Source organism: Neobacillus mesonae (genome assembly GCF_023715155.1).
GTDB lineage: Bacteria > Bacillota > Bacilli > Bacillales > Cytobacillaceae > Neobacillus > Neobacillus mesonae_A.
The window spans coordinates 232408-246244 of the sequence record NZ_JAMBNQ010000003.1; the positions used below are offsets into that span (position 1 = coordinate 232408).

At 38.2% G+C, this 13837-nt stretch carries 16 protein-coding genes; 14 read left to right on the forward strand and 2 right to left on the reverse strand.

From position 1 onward, the window contains the following. Nucleotides 1–5: 5 nt before the first annotated feature. The 6 genes from M3183_RS05470 to sufB all read left to right on the forward strand — a co-directional run bounded on the left by M3183_RS05470 (nucleotide 6) and on the right by sufB (nucleotide 6591). The gene (locus M3183_RS05470; RefSeq protein ID WP_251467324.1) at nucleotides 6–857 is read left to right on the forward strand and encodes a MetQ/NlpA family ABC transporter substrate-binding protein; all 852 of its coding nucleotides are present in this window, start codon (nucleotides 6–8) and stop codon (nucleotides 855–857) included. A 424-nt stretch (nucleotides 858–1281) separates the two neighbouring features. Further along, nucleotides 1282–2067 carry a Fe-S cluster assembly ATPase SufC gene (sufC, locus tag M3183_RS05475; RefSeq protein WP_251467326.1) on the forward strand — a complete coding sequence of 262 codons (786 nt, stop codon included), beginning with the start codon at nucleotides 1282–1284 and terminating at the stop codon, nucleotides 2065–2067. 22 nt (nucleotides 2068–2089) lie between these two features. Then, complete coding sequence (gene sufD / locus M3183_RS05480) at nucleotides 2090–3400, forward strand: Fe-S cluster assembly protein SufD (protein ID WP_251467327.1); 1311 nt, start codon at nucleotides 2090–2092, stop codon at nucleotides 3398–3400. Further along, nucleotides 3400–4629, forward strand: a complete 1230-nt coding sequence (locus tag M3183_RS05485) for a cysteine desulfurase (protein ID WP_251467328.1) — start codon at nucleotides 3400–3402, stop codon at nucleotides 4627–4629. The genes sufD and M3183_RS05485 overlap by 1 nt, the downstream gene beginning before the upstream one ends. Beyond that, nucleotides 4619–5056 (forward strand): Fe-S cluster assembly sulfur transfer protein SufU, encoded by a 438-nt coding sequence (gene sufU / locus M3183_RS05490; RefSeq protein WP_285878705.1) that lies wholly within the window; start codon nucleotides 4619–4621, stop codon nucleotides 5054–5056. Before M3183_RS05485 ends, sufU begins: the two co-directional genes overlap by 11 nt. Before the next feature lie 137 nt (nucleotides 5057–5193). Next, nucleotides 5194–6591 carry a Fe-S cluster assembly protein SufB gene (gene sufB, locus M3183_RS05495; protein ID WP_251467330.1) on the forward strand — a complete coding sequence of 466 codons (1398 nt, stop codon included), beginning with the start codon at nucleotides 5194–5196 and terminating at the stop codon, nucleotides 6589–6591. 88 nt (nucleotides 6592–6679) lie between these two features. Here the strand turns inward: sufB and M3183_RS05500 are convergent, their stop codons facing one another. Together M3183_RS05500 and M3183_RS05505 are read right to left on the reverse strand one after the other, a co-directional pair. Then, nucleotides 6680–7837 (reverse strand): tyrosine-type recombinase/integrase, encoded by a 1158-nt coding sequence (locus M3183_RS05500; RefSeq protein ID WP_251467331.1) that lies wholly within the window; start codon nucleotides 7835–7837, stop codon nucleotides 6680–6682. 7 nt (nucleotides 7838–7844) lie between these two features. Further along, nucleotides 7845–8249 (reverse strand): helix-turn-helix domain-containing protein, encoded by a 405-nt coding sequence (locus M3183_RS05505; RefSeq protein ID WP_251467332.1) that lies wholly within the window; start codon nucleotides 8247–8249, stop codon nucleotides 7845–7847. 159 nt (nucleotides 8250–8408) lie between these two features. Between M3183_RS05505 and M3183_RS05510 the strand changes: the two genes are divergently transcribed. The 8 genes from M3183_RS05510 (at nucleotide 8409) to M3183_RS05545 (ending at nucleotide 13746) form a co-directional block, all read left to right on the forward strand. Further along, nucleotides 8409–8699 carry a helix-turn-helix domain-containing protein gene (locus tag M3183_RS05510; protein WP_251467334.1) on the forward strand — a complete coding sequence of 97 codons (291 nt, stop codon included), beginning with the start codon at nucleotides 8409–8411 and terminating at the stop codon, nucleotides 8697–8699. A gap of 139 nt (nucleotides 8700–8838) precedes the next feature. Continuing rightward, complete coding sequence (locus tag M3183_RS05515; protein WP_251467337.1) at nucleotides 8839–9417, forward strand: hypothetical protein; 579 nt, start codon at nucleotides 8839–8841, stop codon at nucleotides 9415–9417. Beyond that, entirely contained in the window at nucleotides 9414–11162 is a 1749-nt protein-coding gene (locus M3183_RS27300; RefSeq protein WP_251467339.1) for a DNA polymerase, read from the forward strand. Before M3183_RS05515 ends, M3183_RS27300 begins: the two co-directional genes overlap by 4 nt. Continuing rightward, complete coding sequence (locus M3183_RS05525; protein ID WP_251467341.1) at nucleotides 11137–11505, forward strand: hypothetical protein; 369 nt, start codon at nucleotides 11137–11139, stop codon at nucleotides 11503–11505. Before M3183_RS27300 ends, M3183_RS05525 begins: the two co-directional genes overlap by 26 nt. 217 nt (nucleotides 11506–11722) lie before the next feature. After that, complete coding sequence (locus M3183_RS05530) at nucleotides 11723–12061, forward strand: hypothetical protein (RefSeq protein WP_251467342.1); 339 nt, start codon at nucleotides 11723–11725, stop codon at nucleotides 12059–12061. A 169-nt stretch (nucleotides 12062–12230) separates the two neighbouring features. Beyond that, nucleotides 12231–12512 carry a hypothetical protein gene (locus tag M3183_RS05535; RefSeq protein ID WP_251467343.1) on the forward strand — a complete coding sequence of 94 codons (282 nt, stop codon included), beginning with the start codon at nucleotides 12231–12233 and terminating at the stop codon, nucleotides 12510–12512. 20 nt (nucleotides 12513–12532) lie between these two features. Beyond that, nucleotides 12533–13180 carry a head maturation protease, ClpP-related gene (locus M3183_RS05540; RefSeq protein WP_251467344.1) on the forward strand — a complete coding sequence of 216 codons (648 nt, stop codon included), beginning with the start codon at nucleotides 12533–12535 and terminating at the stop codon, nucleotides 13178–13180. A 2-nt stretch (nucleotides 13181–13182) separates the two neighbouring features. Then, complete coding sequence (locus M3183_RS05545; RefSeq protein ID WP_251467346.1) at nucleotides 13183–13746, forward strand: hypothetical protein; 564 nt, start codon at nucleotides 13183–13185, stop codon at nucleotides 13744–13746. Nucleotides 13747–13837 lie beyond the last annotated feature (91 nt).

Here is a 13837-nt window from a genome sequence, read left to right on the forward strand (position 1 = left end):
TTGAAATGAAAAAATGGCTTGGAATATTTTTAGCATTAACACTTGTGCTGGCATTGGCAGCATGCGGTAAATCAGAACAAAAGTCAGAAAGTAAAGATACTGGCGCAGACAAGGCTGAGACGACCAAATTAGTAGTTGGAGCATCTCCTGTGCCACATGCTGAAATTTTGGAAAAAGCAAAACCGATTTTAAAGGAAAAAGGCATCGATTTAGAAATAAAAACATTTACAGATTATGTTTTTCCAAATAAAGCTCTTGCTTCAAAGGAATTGGATGCAAACTACTTCCAGCACGTTCCTTATTTAAATGGACAAATTAAAGAATTTGGTTATGACTTTGTGAACGCTGGCGGTATTCATATTGAACCAATAGGAATTTATTCAAAGAAATATAAGAAACTTGAAGACCTGCCAAAAGGTGCACACATCATTATGAGTAACTCTGTTGCCGACCATGGCCGTTTATTATCATTGCTTGAGCAAAATGGGCTAATCAAGTTAAAAGAAGGCATCGATAAAACTAAAGCGGAAATTAAAGATGTAGTAGAAAATCCTAAGAATCTTAAATTTGATGCAAACTATGAGGCAAAGCTTCTGCCGCAAATCTTTAACAATGGCGAAGGCGATGCTGTATTAATTAACTCTAACTATGCCATCGACGCTGGGTTGAATCCAGTAAAAGATTCAATCGCGATTGAGGATAAAGATTCACCATATGTAAATATTATTGCGGTTCGCAAAGGCGACGAAAACAAGCCGGCTATCAAGGCCCTTGTAGAAGTTCTTCAATCAAAAGAAATTCAAGATTTTATTCTAGAAAAATACAAAGGTGCAGTTGTACCTGCCCCAACAAAATAATAGTCATACAAGAAGCCGGTGAACTTAAATCACCGGCTTCTTGTTTTATTTCAACTTATAGAACTGTTCAGCACATGCGTCCGGCCATTTCATCTTTAATAAGCTGACAAGAAGCGTGCTTTTCATATTTTATACATGAAATAACATCATATGGCAAAAAATAGATTTTACGTACCCATAGCATTTATTCTGAAAAAAGAGTAAAATTTTAATCGAGTTGTTTTTACATACTTTTTATAAGAATACGCCTTTTTCTTTTTTTATTCTCATTTGCAATGTCTTTAGTGAAAATACACTTTAGTTATTACTATGGAAAGGTTGCTAATACTTTTAATTTGTTATAAGATTGTAATGAGAATAGAATGAGAATAAAAACTACAGATCGTTACGGTCTGCAAGATACAACTATTTCGGAGGTATAAATATGGCTGGATCAACTTTAACAATCAAGGACCTTCATGTTGCAATTGAGGGAAAAGAAATATTAAAAGGGGTAAACCTCGAAATTAAAGGCGGCGAAATTCATGCCATCATGGGCCCTAACGGAACAGGTAAATCCACTTTATCTTCAGCAATCATGGGCCATCCAAAATATGAAGTGACGAGCGGAAGCATCACATTAGACGGTCAAAATGTGTTAGAAATGGCAGTAGATGAGCGTGCTCGTGCTGGTCTATTTTTAGCAATGCAATACCCAAGCGAAATCAACGGGGTAACAAATGCAGATTTCTTGCGTTCAGCAATCAATGCCCGCCGCGGAGAGGGCAATGAAATTTCTTTAATGAAATTTATCCGCCAAATGGATAAACAAATGGAATTCCTTGAAATGGATTTAGATATGGCACAGCGTTACTTAAATGAAGGTTTCTCTGGCGGGGAGAAAAAACGTAATGAAATTCTTCAATTAACGATGCTTCAGCCAAAAATTGCTATTTTAGATGAAATTGACTCTGGTCTTGATATCGATGCCTTAAAGGTTGTTTCAAAAGGCGTTAACGAAATGCGTTCTGAAGACTTCGGATGCATGATTATCACACACTATCAACGTTTATTAAACTATATCACTCCTGACTATGTGCATATCATGATGCAAGGCCGTATTGTGAAAGACGGCGGTCCAGAACTTGCGCAGCGCTTAGAAGCGGAAGGTTATGACTGGGTTAAGAAGGAACTTGGCATTGAAGATGAAACAGTTGAGCAAGAAGCTTAAGTGTTAGGTTAGGGGGATTAAAATGACAACTGAAATTCAATTACCATTTGATAAGGCGTTAGTCAGCTCTTTTTCAAAAGAAACGAACGAGCCTGCCTGGTTTGCTGATCTCCGCCTAAAGGCATTAGAGCAGTTTGAACAACTGCCAATGCCAAAACCAGATAAAACAAAAATTGACAAATGGAATTTTACACAATTCCAACAGCATACAGTTAAAAGTCAAGCTTTTTCGTCTCTAACTGAACTTCCAGAAGAAGTGAAAGACTTAGTCGATGTGGAAGCTGGCAATCAAAACCTATATGTACAGAGAAATCAAACACCTGCTTATTTGACTTTGTCAGATGAATTGAAAAATAAAGGTGTTATTTTTACAGATCTATTAACTGCAGCAAGAGAACATGGCGATTTATTGAAAAAATATTATATGACACAGGCCATTAATGCTGATGAACATAAACTGACTGCATTGCACGCGGCACTAGTGAATGGCGGAGCATTCTTATATGTGCCAAAAAATGTGGAAGTAACTGAGCCAATCCAAGCAGTTTTCATTCAAGATGATGCAGAAGCAAACTTGTTTAACCATGTAATAGTGGTGGCTGAGGACAATAGTTCTTTAACATATGTTGAAAACTATATTTCCACAGTGGAGGAGTCTAATACTTTGGCCAGTATTTTAACTGAGGTTATTGCCGGTGCTAATGCACGTGTTCAATATGGTGCGGTTGATACCTTAGCTAAAGGGATTACTTCCTATGTAAACCGCAGAGGGGTTGCCGGAAGAGATGCCGAGATTGATTGGGCTCTTGGTTCAATGAATGAAGGAAATACGATTTTTGAAAACACCACCAACTTACTCGGTGACGGGGCTTCCGGAGATGCAAAAATGGTAGTTGTCGGCCGTGGAAAACAGACACAAAACTTTACAACAAAAGTTGTTCACTTTGGTAAAAATACTCAAGGCAATATCTTAAACCATGGAGTAGTATTAGAAAGTGCAACATCTATTTTTAATGGAATTGGAAAAATTGAGCATGGAGCATCAAAATCAGATGCTGAACAAACATCACGCGTGTTAATGCTGAGTGAAAAAGCACGAGGCGATGCAAACCCAATCCTGTTAATTGATGAAGATGATGTCATGGCAGGTCACGCAGCTTCAGTCGGACGCGTCGATCCGGTTCAGCTTTATTACTTAATGAGCCGCGGCATTCCGCAGAAGGAAGCAGAACGTTTAGTCATTCACGGCTTCCTTGCGCCGGTTGTTATGCAGCTTCCAATTGAAAAAGTGAAAAAACAATTAACGGATGTTATTGAAAGGAAAGTTAGATAATGAATATCCAGGATATTCGCCGTCAATTTCCAATACTAGATCAAGTAGTGAATGACAATCCGCTTGTTTACCTGGACAGTTCCGCAACATCACAAAAGCCGATTCAGGTAATCGAGACAGTGAATAACTATTACCGCGAGTATAACTCTAATGTTCACCGCGGTGTTCATACATTAGGAACAAAGGCAACTGATGCTTATGAAGGTGCAAGAGAAAAAGTTCGTAAGTTTATTAATGCAAAATCAACGCAGGAAGTTATTTTTACTAGAGGGACGACGACATCACTGAACACAGTGGCTCATAGCTATGCAACGGCCAACCTAAAACAAGGTGATGAAATTGTTATCACATATATGGAGCATCATAGTAATATCATTCCGTGGCAACAGGCTGCAAAACGGACAGGTGCTCAGTTAAAGTACATTCCGCTTCAGGAAGATGGTACATTGTCATTGGATGATGTTCGCTCAACTATTACACCGAATACGAAAATTGTTTCGGTGACACAGGTTTCCAATGTTCTTGGCACCATTAATCCAATCAAGGAAATCGCTAAGATTGCCCATGAAAATGGAGCTGTCATGGTTGTTGATGGTGCCCAAAGTGCTCCGCATATGAAAATAGATGTCCAGGATTTGGATTGCGACTTTCTTGCATTCTCTGGTCACAAAATGTGCGGACCTACGGGGATTGGCGTTCTTTATGGTAAAAAGGATTTGCTCGAAAATATGGAGCCGGTTGAATTTGGCGGTGAAATGATTGATTTCGTTCATTTATATGAATCAACATGGAAAGAGCTTCCTTGGAAATTTGAAGGAGGTACTCCAATTATCGCCGGTGCCATTGGACTTGGAGCTGCTATCGACTTTTTAAATGAAGTCGGCTTGGATAATATTTTAGAGCATGAACATAAGCTTACCGCTTATGCGCTTGATAAACTTTCTTCTGTTGAAGGAATTTCCATTTATGGTCCGCATGATCCTGCAAAACGCGGCGGACTTGTAACCTTTAATTTAGCAGATGTACACCCACATGATGTAGCAACCGTTTTAGATGCAGAAGGAATTGCGGTACGTGCCGGCCACCATTGTGCACAGCCGCTGATGAAATGGCTGAAACAGTCAGCAACAGCACGGGCAAGTTTCTATCTGTATAATACGGAAGAAGATATTGATAAACTCTTTGAAGGGCTTGTCAAAACAAAGGAGTATTTCAGTGATGTCTTCTAATTTAGATGCACTATACAGAAGAGTAATTATGGACCATTATAAAAAACCGCGTAACCGCGGAATTTTAGAAGATGGCAGTCATACGATTAATATGAATAATCCAACCTGCGGCGACCGGATTCAATTAACTTTCAAAGTAGAAGATGGAGTTGTTGAGGATTGCCGGTTTGAAGGGGAAGGCTGTTCTATTTCAATGTCATCTGCATCGATGATGACACAGGCCATTAAGGGGAAAAAAGTGGAAGAGGCATTGCAGATGTCCAAGATTTTCTCCGATATGATGCAAGGAAAAGAAATCGATGAGAATATTGATTTAGGTGATATTGAAGCACTGCACGGTGTATCCAAATTTCCAGCCCGCATTAAATGCGCAACACTAGCATGGAAGGCGATGGAAAAAGGATTAAATGAAGGGGAAAAACAATAAAATAAGAAAATGCGATTAAAAAGGCTTTATCCAGCTTTTCGCGTCCAGGGATCAAGTAAAAGGGAATATGATGGCTCTTCATTTTCTTGTCCCTCCGACCAAATCGCTTCGCTTTTCTAAAAAGGAGGAATACGACGATGGCAAAAAAAATGCCTGAAATCGGTGATTATAAATACGGTTTTGCCGATAAAGACGTTTCCATTTTCCGGTCAAAACGTGGCCTGACACGTGAGATTGTTGAAGAGATTTCAAAGATGAAAAAAGAACCACAGTGGATGCTTGATTTCCGCTTAAAATCACTTGATATCTTCTACAGCAAACCAATGCCAATATGGGGCGGAGATTTAAGCGGATTAAACTTTGATGAAATCACTTATTATGTAAAACCATCCGAGAAATCTGAGAAATCATGGGATGAAGTTCCAGAGGAAATCAAGGCAACTTTTGATAAACTCGGCATTCCGGAAGCAGAACAAAAATACCTTGCTGGTGTTTCTGCTCAATATGAATCAGAAGTTGTTTACCACAACATGAAAGAGGATCTTGAAGAATTAGGAATTGTCTTTAAAGATACTGATTCTGCGTTAAGAGAAAACGAAGATATCTTCCGTGAACACTGGGCAAAAGTAATTCCGCCTACAGATAATAAATTTGCTGCACTGAACTCTGCTGTTTGGTCCGGCGGCTCTTTCATTTATGTTCCGCCAGGTGTAAAGGTAGATACTCCATTGCAAGCTTATTTCCGGATCAACTCTGAAAATATGGGACAATTTGAAAGAACACTAATTATCGTTGATGAAGGTGCAAGCGTACACTATGTAGAAGGTTGTACAGCACCAGTTTATACAACAAATTCCCTTCATAGTGCGGTTGTTGAAATCATTGTTAAAAAAGGCGCTTACTGCCGTTATACAACGATTCAAAACTGGGCTAACAACGTATACAATCTTGTTACAAAGCGTACGGTCTGTGAAGAAAATGCAACAATGGAATGGGTTGACGGTAACATTGGATCTAAATTAACGATGAAATACCCGGCTGTTATCCTTAAAGGCGAAGGTGCCCGCGGTATGACATTATCTATTGCCATTGCCGGCAAAGGGCAGGTACAGGATACGGGTTCCAAAATGCATCATTTGGCACCAAATACTTCTTCAACCATTGTGTCAAAATCCATCTCTAAACATGGCGGTAAAACAAATTATCGCGGTTTAGTACACTTTGGCCGTAAAGCCGATGGCGCCCGTTCAAATGTTGAGTGTGATACATTAATTATGGATAATTTATCAACATCTGATACGATTCCATATAATGAAGTGTTAAATAGCAATATTTCCCTTGAGCATGAAGCGAAGGTTTCCAAGGTTTCTGAAGAGCAGCTCTTCTACTTAATGAGCCGTGGTATTTCAGAACAGGAAGCAACTGAAATGATTGTTATGGGCTTCATTGAACCATTTACAAAAGAACTACCAATGGAATATGCTGTTGAAATGAACAGACTTATCAAATTCGAGATGGAAGGCAGCATCGGTTAATATCCAAAAAGCCTATATATATTGCGGGTTTGAGGGGATTCTATAACGTGCCAACTTGATGGCGTGCCAAATTCGTGCCAAGTTGACCTTATCTTTTAGTATAGGAGGCGAACTTTTGAAGTTCGTCTTCTTCTATTTTTGGGGTAACATCAAGATAAGTATCCGCTGTTGTTTTGATGGTTTTATGTCCCAAGCGATTTGATACATATTTGAGGCTTGTACCTGATTCAAGTAGCAATACTGCATGTGTGTGTCTGAAACCGTGGGTGCCTTTATATTCAACACCAGCTTTTTTGCAATAATCTTGCATGGTTTCACGAATAGTAGAAGGCGTTAAATAATGCCCGTTATAATTTTGAAAGATAATGCTGTCCTCATTTTTGCGGAATCTTGGGTTTCCTAAAATCAATTCATTTTGCTTCATCTTGAACTTCTTTAATTCACGTACTAAATCATTATCAATCTTGATCGTACGATAGGAAGAAGAATTTTTTAATGTTGTCAATTTTACATTGTTATTATCATCACGACTTGTTTGTTTGTCGATCGTTACTTTATCTCCATTAATATCTTCCCATCTTAAGGCTAATGCTTCACTTATCCTTAAACCAGTTTTGCTTAAAAAAAGCATGAGCATATAATAAAGCTGGTAATCAGGAAAGCGTTGATGCTTATATGTTTTCATGAAATCCAATAACTGATTTAATTCTTCAAGGCTGAAATATTTTACTTTTTCCTTCTTTATAGCGACAGAATCTTGGACAGGAACCTTTAATTTATCAGCAGGATTTTTTTCAAGCACTTCAAGTTCGTGAACTGCATAATGGAAAATACTTTTTATATAAGAGAGATACTTCAATCTTGAACCAAAAGAATATTTTTCTTTTCCGTTTTCATCTAGTTCACCAAATGTAGCCATCCATCTTTTTATTTCTGGTCTATGAATCGTCATAATTTTTTTATGTCCAAAGGTGGGCAAAACGTGATTCCTTATAATGACTTCAATTTGTTTAAATGTCGATTCCTTTACATTAGCTTTTTTATGTTCAAGCCAATCTTTCACAACTTCATCAAAAAGCATATTTCTATCATTTATCGTTTGTCCGTAATATTTTCTTTCTTCAACTTTTGCAGCTTCAATTTCTGCTTCCTTTTTTGTTCTGAAAGTGCCAAGGCTTACTAATTTTCCATCCTTGTGAACACGTGCTTGCCATTTTCCACTGGCTAACTTTCTGAAGTTTGCCATGGTTAAATCACTTCCTTTTTAACAATTCCTCTACGATGGGTTCTAATATGTTTGCTACTGCAATTTGTAAATCTTTTGTGAGCGGTTTTTTCTTAAAATAAATTTTTAGGTGCTCTGAATTTTTTAATAAATAGTAAAGGTCATATCCTGAAGGATTATGTTCCAATTTTTCATATTGCATATCTTCTACTATTTCAGTTGGGAGATACCCTGCCATCTCTAGCAAATCAGGCAATGGAATATTAAGCCCTGCGGCAATCTTTTCAAGCGTTTCAACTTTTGGAATCCCCCGTTTTCCTGTTTCAACTTGAGAAAGGTAAGAGTGTGCGACCCCTGACAATTCACTAAGTTTCCTAATAGAAAGTCCTTTTTCTTTTCTTAACTGCCGTAATTCCTCTCCAAATTCTCTCACTATTTCATCTCCCTCTTTCTATTTGAATCCTATTTCATTTTAATTCATTCGGTTGCAAAAGTAAACTATTTTTTAGATATGTTTGCAAATACATAACAAAAGTGTTATTATGCGATTGCGGTCGCAAATAGTAAATAATTCACCGAAAGGAGTTCGCTAATGTTTAACATCAGCTTAAATGAAGACGAATTAAAAACGATCTATCTTGAAGAAGTACAAAAACGATTAGAAGATTGGGAGCAACAAACACTGCTCATGGATATGAAAGAACTTTGTAAAATGCTTTCGTTAAGCAGACCAACAGTAGAAAAATTATTTATATACAATCCGAACTTTCCTTCCATGCGAGTAGGGAAGAAGTGGTTGTTTCCTCGTAAAGAAGTAGAGGAATATATCAAACGTTGGTCTATTGATGTTAGGAAAAAAGGCTGCGTTATAGAATGTGATTAGAAAGCTTATTGAGGACAAAATTATTGTCAGTGTCGATGAAATTTTTTAATTTAAATGGAAACCGTGGTTTCCGTGCGAGATAAATGATACGAATAAAAATAACGCCTTCCAAAAAGAAGGCGCAGAAAGGATTTTATTAATGGATATACAAAAAGATTACTCCTTAGATGATTTTAAGGTAAACCAAGACTTTTCTCAACACGAATTGGTTAAAAAGCAAATCATTAAAGTACCAGTACGTAAGCCAGACAAATCCTGGTTTGTTCGTGTTCATCAGAATGAAAAATATAGAGGTACATTTTATCTTTTGGAAATCTCAGATGCCTTCGGGAAAGAACTTTATTTGGTGGCTAGTAGTGTATCAGCGGAAATATATGCTGAATTTCATCAATATATGAAAGCTCAAACCATCTACACAGCTATTACGAAGCAGGGTGATGTGTTTTTGTGGCCAATCCCACAACCAGGGCCTGATGGCAAAGATCTTGAATGGTGGCAGACTGCACGGGAAGCGGCACAAGGAGCTATTGAGAAATGGTCCCGAGTTGTCGCCAATCAGAATATTGGTGGTTATGATTGTTATCATGCAGAAGGGAACCTTGCAGACCCAAATTGGCCAGATGAAGATTTCCAAAGTTTATTGCTCAAAGCCTTTAAACATAGAATTATTGATAATATGGACCATGAAGCCCTCAATAAATTACGAGGAATGTCGTGAAATTTGAAGGTTTTAAAGAAATCTGGGCTGTAGACTTTGAATTTTCATCAGGCCCAGACCTTTTGCCAAGACCTGTCTGTATGGTAGCCCTAGAATTGCGAACGCAGCGAGAAATTAGGCTTTGGCTTTGGGATAAAGCTTCAGTACCAATTCCTTTTAATATAGGACCTGATACTTTATATATTGCCTATTTTGCTTCAGCAGAAATCAGCTGCTATTTGGCATTAGGATGGGAAATTCCTGTGCATATATTGGATTTGTATGTGGAATATCGAAATCTGACAAATGGAAAGACAATTCCTTATAGTCGAAGCCTTTTGGGAGCATTAACTTATTTCGGACTAGATCCTATGTTAGCTTCTGAAAAGAAAGAAATGCGGGATTTGGCCATAAGAGGTGGCCCTTATTCCAGCGCTGAAGAAAAAGCTTTATTGGATTATTGTTCGGAAGATGTTTATGCCTTAAATAAAATATTCCCGTGTATGAAGGATCGGATTCATCTAGGTCAGGCCTTGATCCGTGGCCGTTATATGTGGGCAGTTGCTCAAATGGAGCGGTATGGGATACCTATCGACACTCATTTATTAAAGCACTTGATGGATCATTGGGAAGAAATCAAATCACGATTAATAGCCGATGTCGATAATGATTTTCATGTATATGAAGGCACTACGTTCAAGGTAGATAAATGGGAGCGTTGGCTGGTGGAAAATAAAATTCCATGGCCGACAACCGAAAATGGGAACTTGAAATTGGACGATGAAACCTTTAAAGATGCGTGTAAATCGTTTCCTCAACTGCAACCCCTGCGGGATTTGCGGTACATTTTAGGTCAGTTGAAGCTGAATAAACTTGCCGTTGGTGCGGATGGAAGGAATCGTTGTATGTTAAGCCCTTTTCAGTCACGGACGGGCAGGAATCAGCCAAGTAACAGCAAATTCATCTTTGGACCTGCGGTCTGGCTTCGGAGCCTGATTAAACCAGAATGCGGGAAATCTATTGCTTACGTTGATTGGAGCCAACAGGAATTTGGAATAGCGGCAGCCTTATCCAATGATGAAAAAATGAAACAAGCTTATTTAAGTGGAGACCCATATTTAGAATTTGCCAAACAAGCTGGAGCTGTGCCGATGGATGCAACTAAAAAAAGTCATAAGGCTATAAGGGACCAATATAAAGCCTGTGTCTTGGCCACTCAATATGGGATGGGTGCTGAGTCACTAGCAGACAAGATTCAGGACATTCCTTTAAAAGCAAGGCGGTTATTAAATGCCCATAAGGAAACGTATCAAATGTTTTGGAAATGGTCGGACGCAGCAGTTAATTCTGCTATTCTTAACGGACATATTCAAAGCGTATTAGGCTGGGACCTTGCTGTCGAGAGCGGCTATAATTTCCGAATGCTGCAAAACTTCCCGATGCAGGCAAATGGAGCGGAAATGCTGCGTTTAGGCTGTATTATTGCTTTGGAACGAGGTGTAAAAGTATTGGCACCTATACATGATGCGATTCTGATTGAAGCAGATAGCAGCAACATTCAAGAAGCGGTAGCCATTACCCAAGCGGCATTAGTTGATGCATCAAAAATTATACTAAAAGACTTTCCCTTACGTTCCGATGCTGATATTTTTCATTATCCTGATCGTTATGAAGATGAACGAGGTAAAGAAACGTTTGAAAAAATTATAAAAATCCTAAATGAATTAGGCGGTGGGAAATTTGTTCAAGCAATTCAGGTTAGCTGATGGTGAATACTTATCTGAGTTTTCCAAGCAACGGCATGAAATGAAGAAAACTAAAAAGAAGAATGTTAAGCCTTACATTCGAAACGTGGAGTTAAACTGGGTCCGTCAAGCAATGGATTCCAAATATAAAAAACCACTGGTTACGTTATTGGTGCTGTACTACAGTAGCCTAAACAAAGATAAACGATTCTATATTCCTTCTAGCAAACTTGAAGAATGGGGAATTACAAGGCAGACATATTGCCTTACCTTAAAAGAACTAGCGGATAAAGGGCTAATAGAAATTCAAAAAAGTCAAGGAAGTAAAACGAGGATTAAGGTCCTCAAATTAGTGGAAAGTTGAGGAATTAATCCGCTTTATTATCAAAGGTACCAGTACCTATAAAGTATATTTATATAAAATACTTACTTAATAAATTTAATTAAGTAATATAAATAATTAATAAATAGACCAGGTGTTAAGTCGTACATATATTACACATTTGCGACCTTACATTTGTGTAAATGTGACTTAACACCTTCTGTCAAGTGGACAAATAGTAAATTTCTTTAAAGGGGTATTGAATATTAAACTTGAAGACGGACTAACTAATTCTGAAAAACAAATATTAAATAAACTTGATCCTCCCGAGCAAAAAAACATGCTTCAGGTGTTAAGAAATTTAGGAGAGGGTTATCGAATTGTGATAATCGATTCAGGAATTTGTTTGTTATATGATTTACAGAATGGATATGATATTGAAATCGAGGGCGGATGTGATGAAAAGCAGGAATTTTCTATTTATTTATGGGAAAATCAAACACGACTTCTTGAAATCCGTCATGCAAAAGGAATTAGCGATTTAAAATTTGAATTGGACCAGCTATGTGAAAAATATCGATTCCATATTATTCAATAAAAAGACCAGCCTTTGATGGGGCTGGCTTTTTGTTTTGGCGGTGAAAAAATATTGGCTAAGGTCAGTTTCAAAGGCTTATTAATTAGGATGCCTTAAAGCATAAACGATTAATCCTATTGGAATAATAAAGTTAAGGATAAAAAATAAATATTAAACGAGGTGTGTTTCAATGGATGAACGTGAATTAATCCAAGAAGCGAAACGGGCTTATCACCGAGAATATATGAGAGATTATCGAAAGTTAAACCCAGAAAAAGTACAAGGGTATCGTGATAATTGGTTTTTGAAAAGAGCATTGATAGCAAAGGAAGTAAAGATGGAGAAACCACTAGAATCCATGACACCTAAAGAGCAAGCCTTATTTGAATTGGAACAATTGAAAAATAAGCAACTTGAAATAGAGGCAAGAGAAGCAATGAAATATGAGCCATCTGTCGCAACATTTTACTGAGGAAAGAAGAGGACAGCCAAATGGCGAACAAAATTATGATCAAAGGTGCAATAGTTTCAAATAATGATTACCCCGTTTACGAATGGCTTGATATAGAAGCCACAAGCCCTAGAATCGTTCATAACCAACTTGCTGCGGCTAATGGTCAGCCTGTGGAAGTAGATATTAACTCTGGTGGCGGAGATGTGTTCGCTGGGAGTGAAATCTATTCGGCTTTAAGAGCTTATTCTCTCAATGGCGGTCATGTTGGAGTAAATATTGTCGGCTTGGCAGCAAGTGCAGCATCGGTTATTGCTATGGCAGGGGATGTGGTGCGAATCACTCCTGTGGGGCAGATTATGATTCACAATGCCTACATTAATGGCGCAAACGGCGATTATAGGGACATGAATCATATGTCAGGTGTGTTAAAGAACGTGAATCAAACTCTGGCAAATGCCTACCGATTAAAGACGGGCAAAACCGAAGCGGAGCTTCTATCGATGTTGGATGCAGAAACCTGGCTCACTCCTGAAGCTGCTTTATTACATGGTTTCGTTGATGAAATCCTGTTTGACGATCGATCACAGCAGGGATTAAGTTTTGATGGAAGAAGTAAGTTAGCTACTTATCAAACGAGAAAGATGGCAGCACAATTAAAATTAATGAAATTGAAAGTAGGTATCTAACGGTGAAAATTACAAAAGAGCAATTGCCAAGTAAAGAACAGAAAAAGCGTGGTTTACAGTGGTTTCAGAAAGAGGAACCAGCTGAGAAGCCATATGATGGGAAAGTCAAGGTACGGATAACGGAGCAAGAATATAATGCAGTTATCTCTGCATGCCATATGAAGAATCAGGGGTCTATACGCTTTGTTAGAACGGCACTTGAAGGCATCGATGAGGTGGATGGTTTAATCCAACCACAAACAGAGGAAGACCCTCAGGATTGGCTGACGCTTGAGTTTGATAAGGAAGCAAAGGAATCATTGGGTCAAGCTGCTAACAAGGCAAAGATGACGCTTGAGGAATTTGTTCGGGCGTTGGTTTGGACAAAGGTAAAGAAGACGTTTAAAGCTCAGAAGAAACAAGATGAACGACGGATGGAACAACGGAGGAAAGAAAACTATCGGGCTGTTATGATTCGATTGGAACCAGATCTGATTCAACAATTTGAATTAAAATTCGGAAGAATCAATAGTATCACCGATATTGAAAACACACTAAAAAAATTATTACAAAAAGAACTCGCCTAGTCCCCCCTGTAAAAAATGATGGGCTTCGCCCAGGGTACCGATGACGGGAGAAGAATTTTTCTGCGTGATGCTTACATGTATTTTTTTGGAA

What these genes read in the sequence shown, in the direction of transcription:
- M3183_RS05470 (WP_251467324.1), top strand. Translation starts at nt 6, where the DNA reads ATGAAAAAATGGCTTGGAATATTTTTAGCATTAACACTTGTGCTGGCA.
- sufC (WP_251467326.1), top strand. Translation starts at nt 1,282, where the DNA reads ATGGCTGGATCAACTTTAACAATCAAGGACCTTCATGTTGCAATTGAG.
- sufD (WP_251467327.1), top strand. Translation starts at nt 2,090, where the DNA reads ATGACAACTGAAATTCAATTACCATTTGATAAGGCGTTAGTCAGCTCT.
- M3183_RS05485 (WP_251467328.1), top strand. Translation starts at nt 3,400, where the DNA reads ATGAATATCCAGGATATTCGCCGTCAATTTCCAATACTAGATCAAGTA.
- sufU (WP_285878705.1), top strand. Translation starts at nt 4,619, where the DNA reads ATGTCTTCTAATTTAGATGCACTATACAGAAGAGTAATTATGGACCAT.
- sufB (WP_251467330.1), top strand. Translation starts at nt 5,194, where the DNA reads ATGGCAAAAAAAATGCCTGAAATCGGTGATTATAAATACGGTTTTGCC.
- M3183_RS05500 (WP_251467331.1), bottom strand. Translation starts at nt 7,837, where the DNA reads ATGGCAAACTTCAGAAAGTTAGCCAGTGGAAAATGGCAAGCACGTGTT.
- M3183_RS05510 (WP_251467334.1), top strand. Translation starts at nt 8,409, where the DNA reads ATGTTTAACATCAGCTTAAATGAAGACGAATTAAAAACGATCTATCTT.
- M3183_RS05515 (WP_251467337.1), top strand. Translation starts at nt 8,839, where the DNA reads ATGGATATACAAAAAGATTACTCCTTAGATGATTTTAAGGTAAACCAA.
- M3183_RS05535 (WP_251467343.1), top strand. Translation starts at nt 12,231, where the DNA reads ATGGATGAACGTGAATTAATCCAAGAAGCGAAACGGGCTTATCACCGA.
- M3183_RS05540 (WP_251467344.1), top strand. Translation starts at nt 12,533, where the DNA reads ATGGCGAACAAAATTATGATCAAAGGTGCAATAGTTTCAAATAATGAT.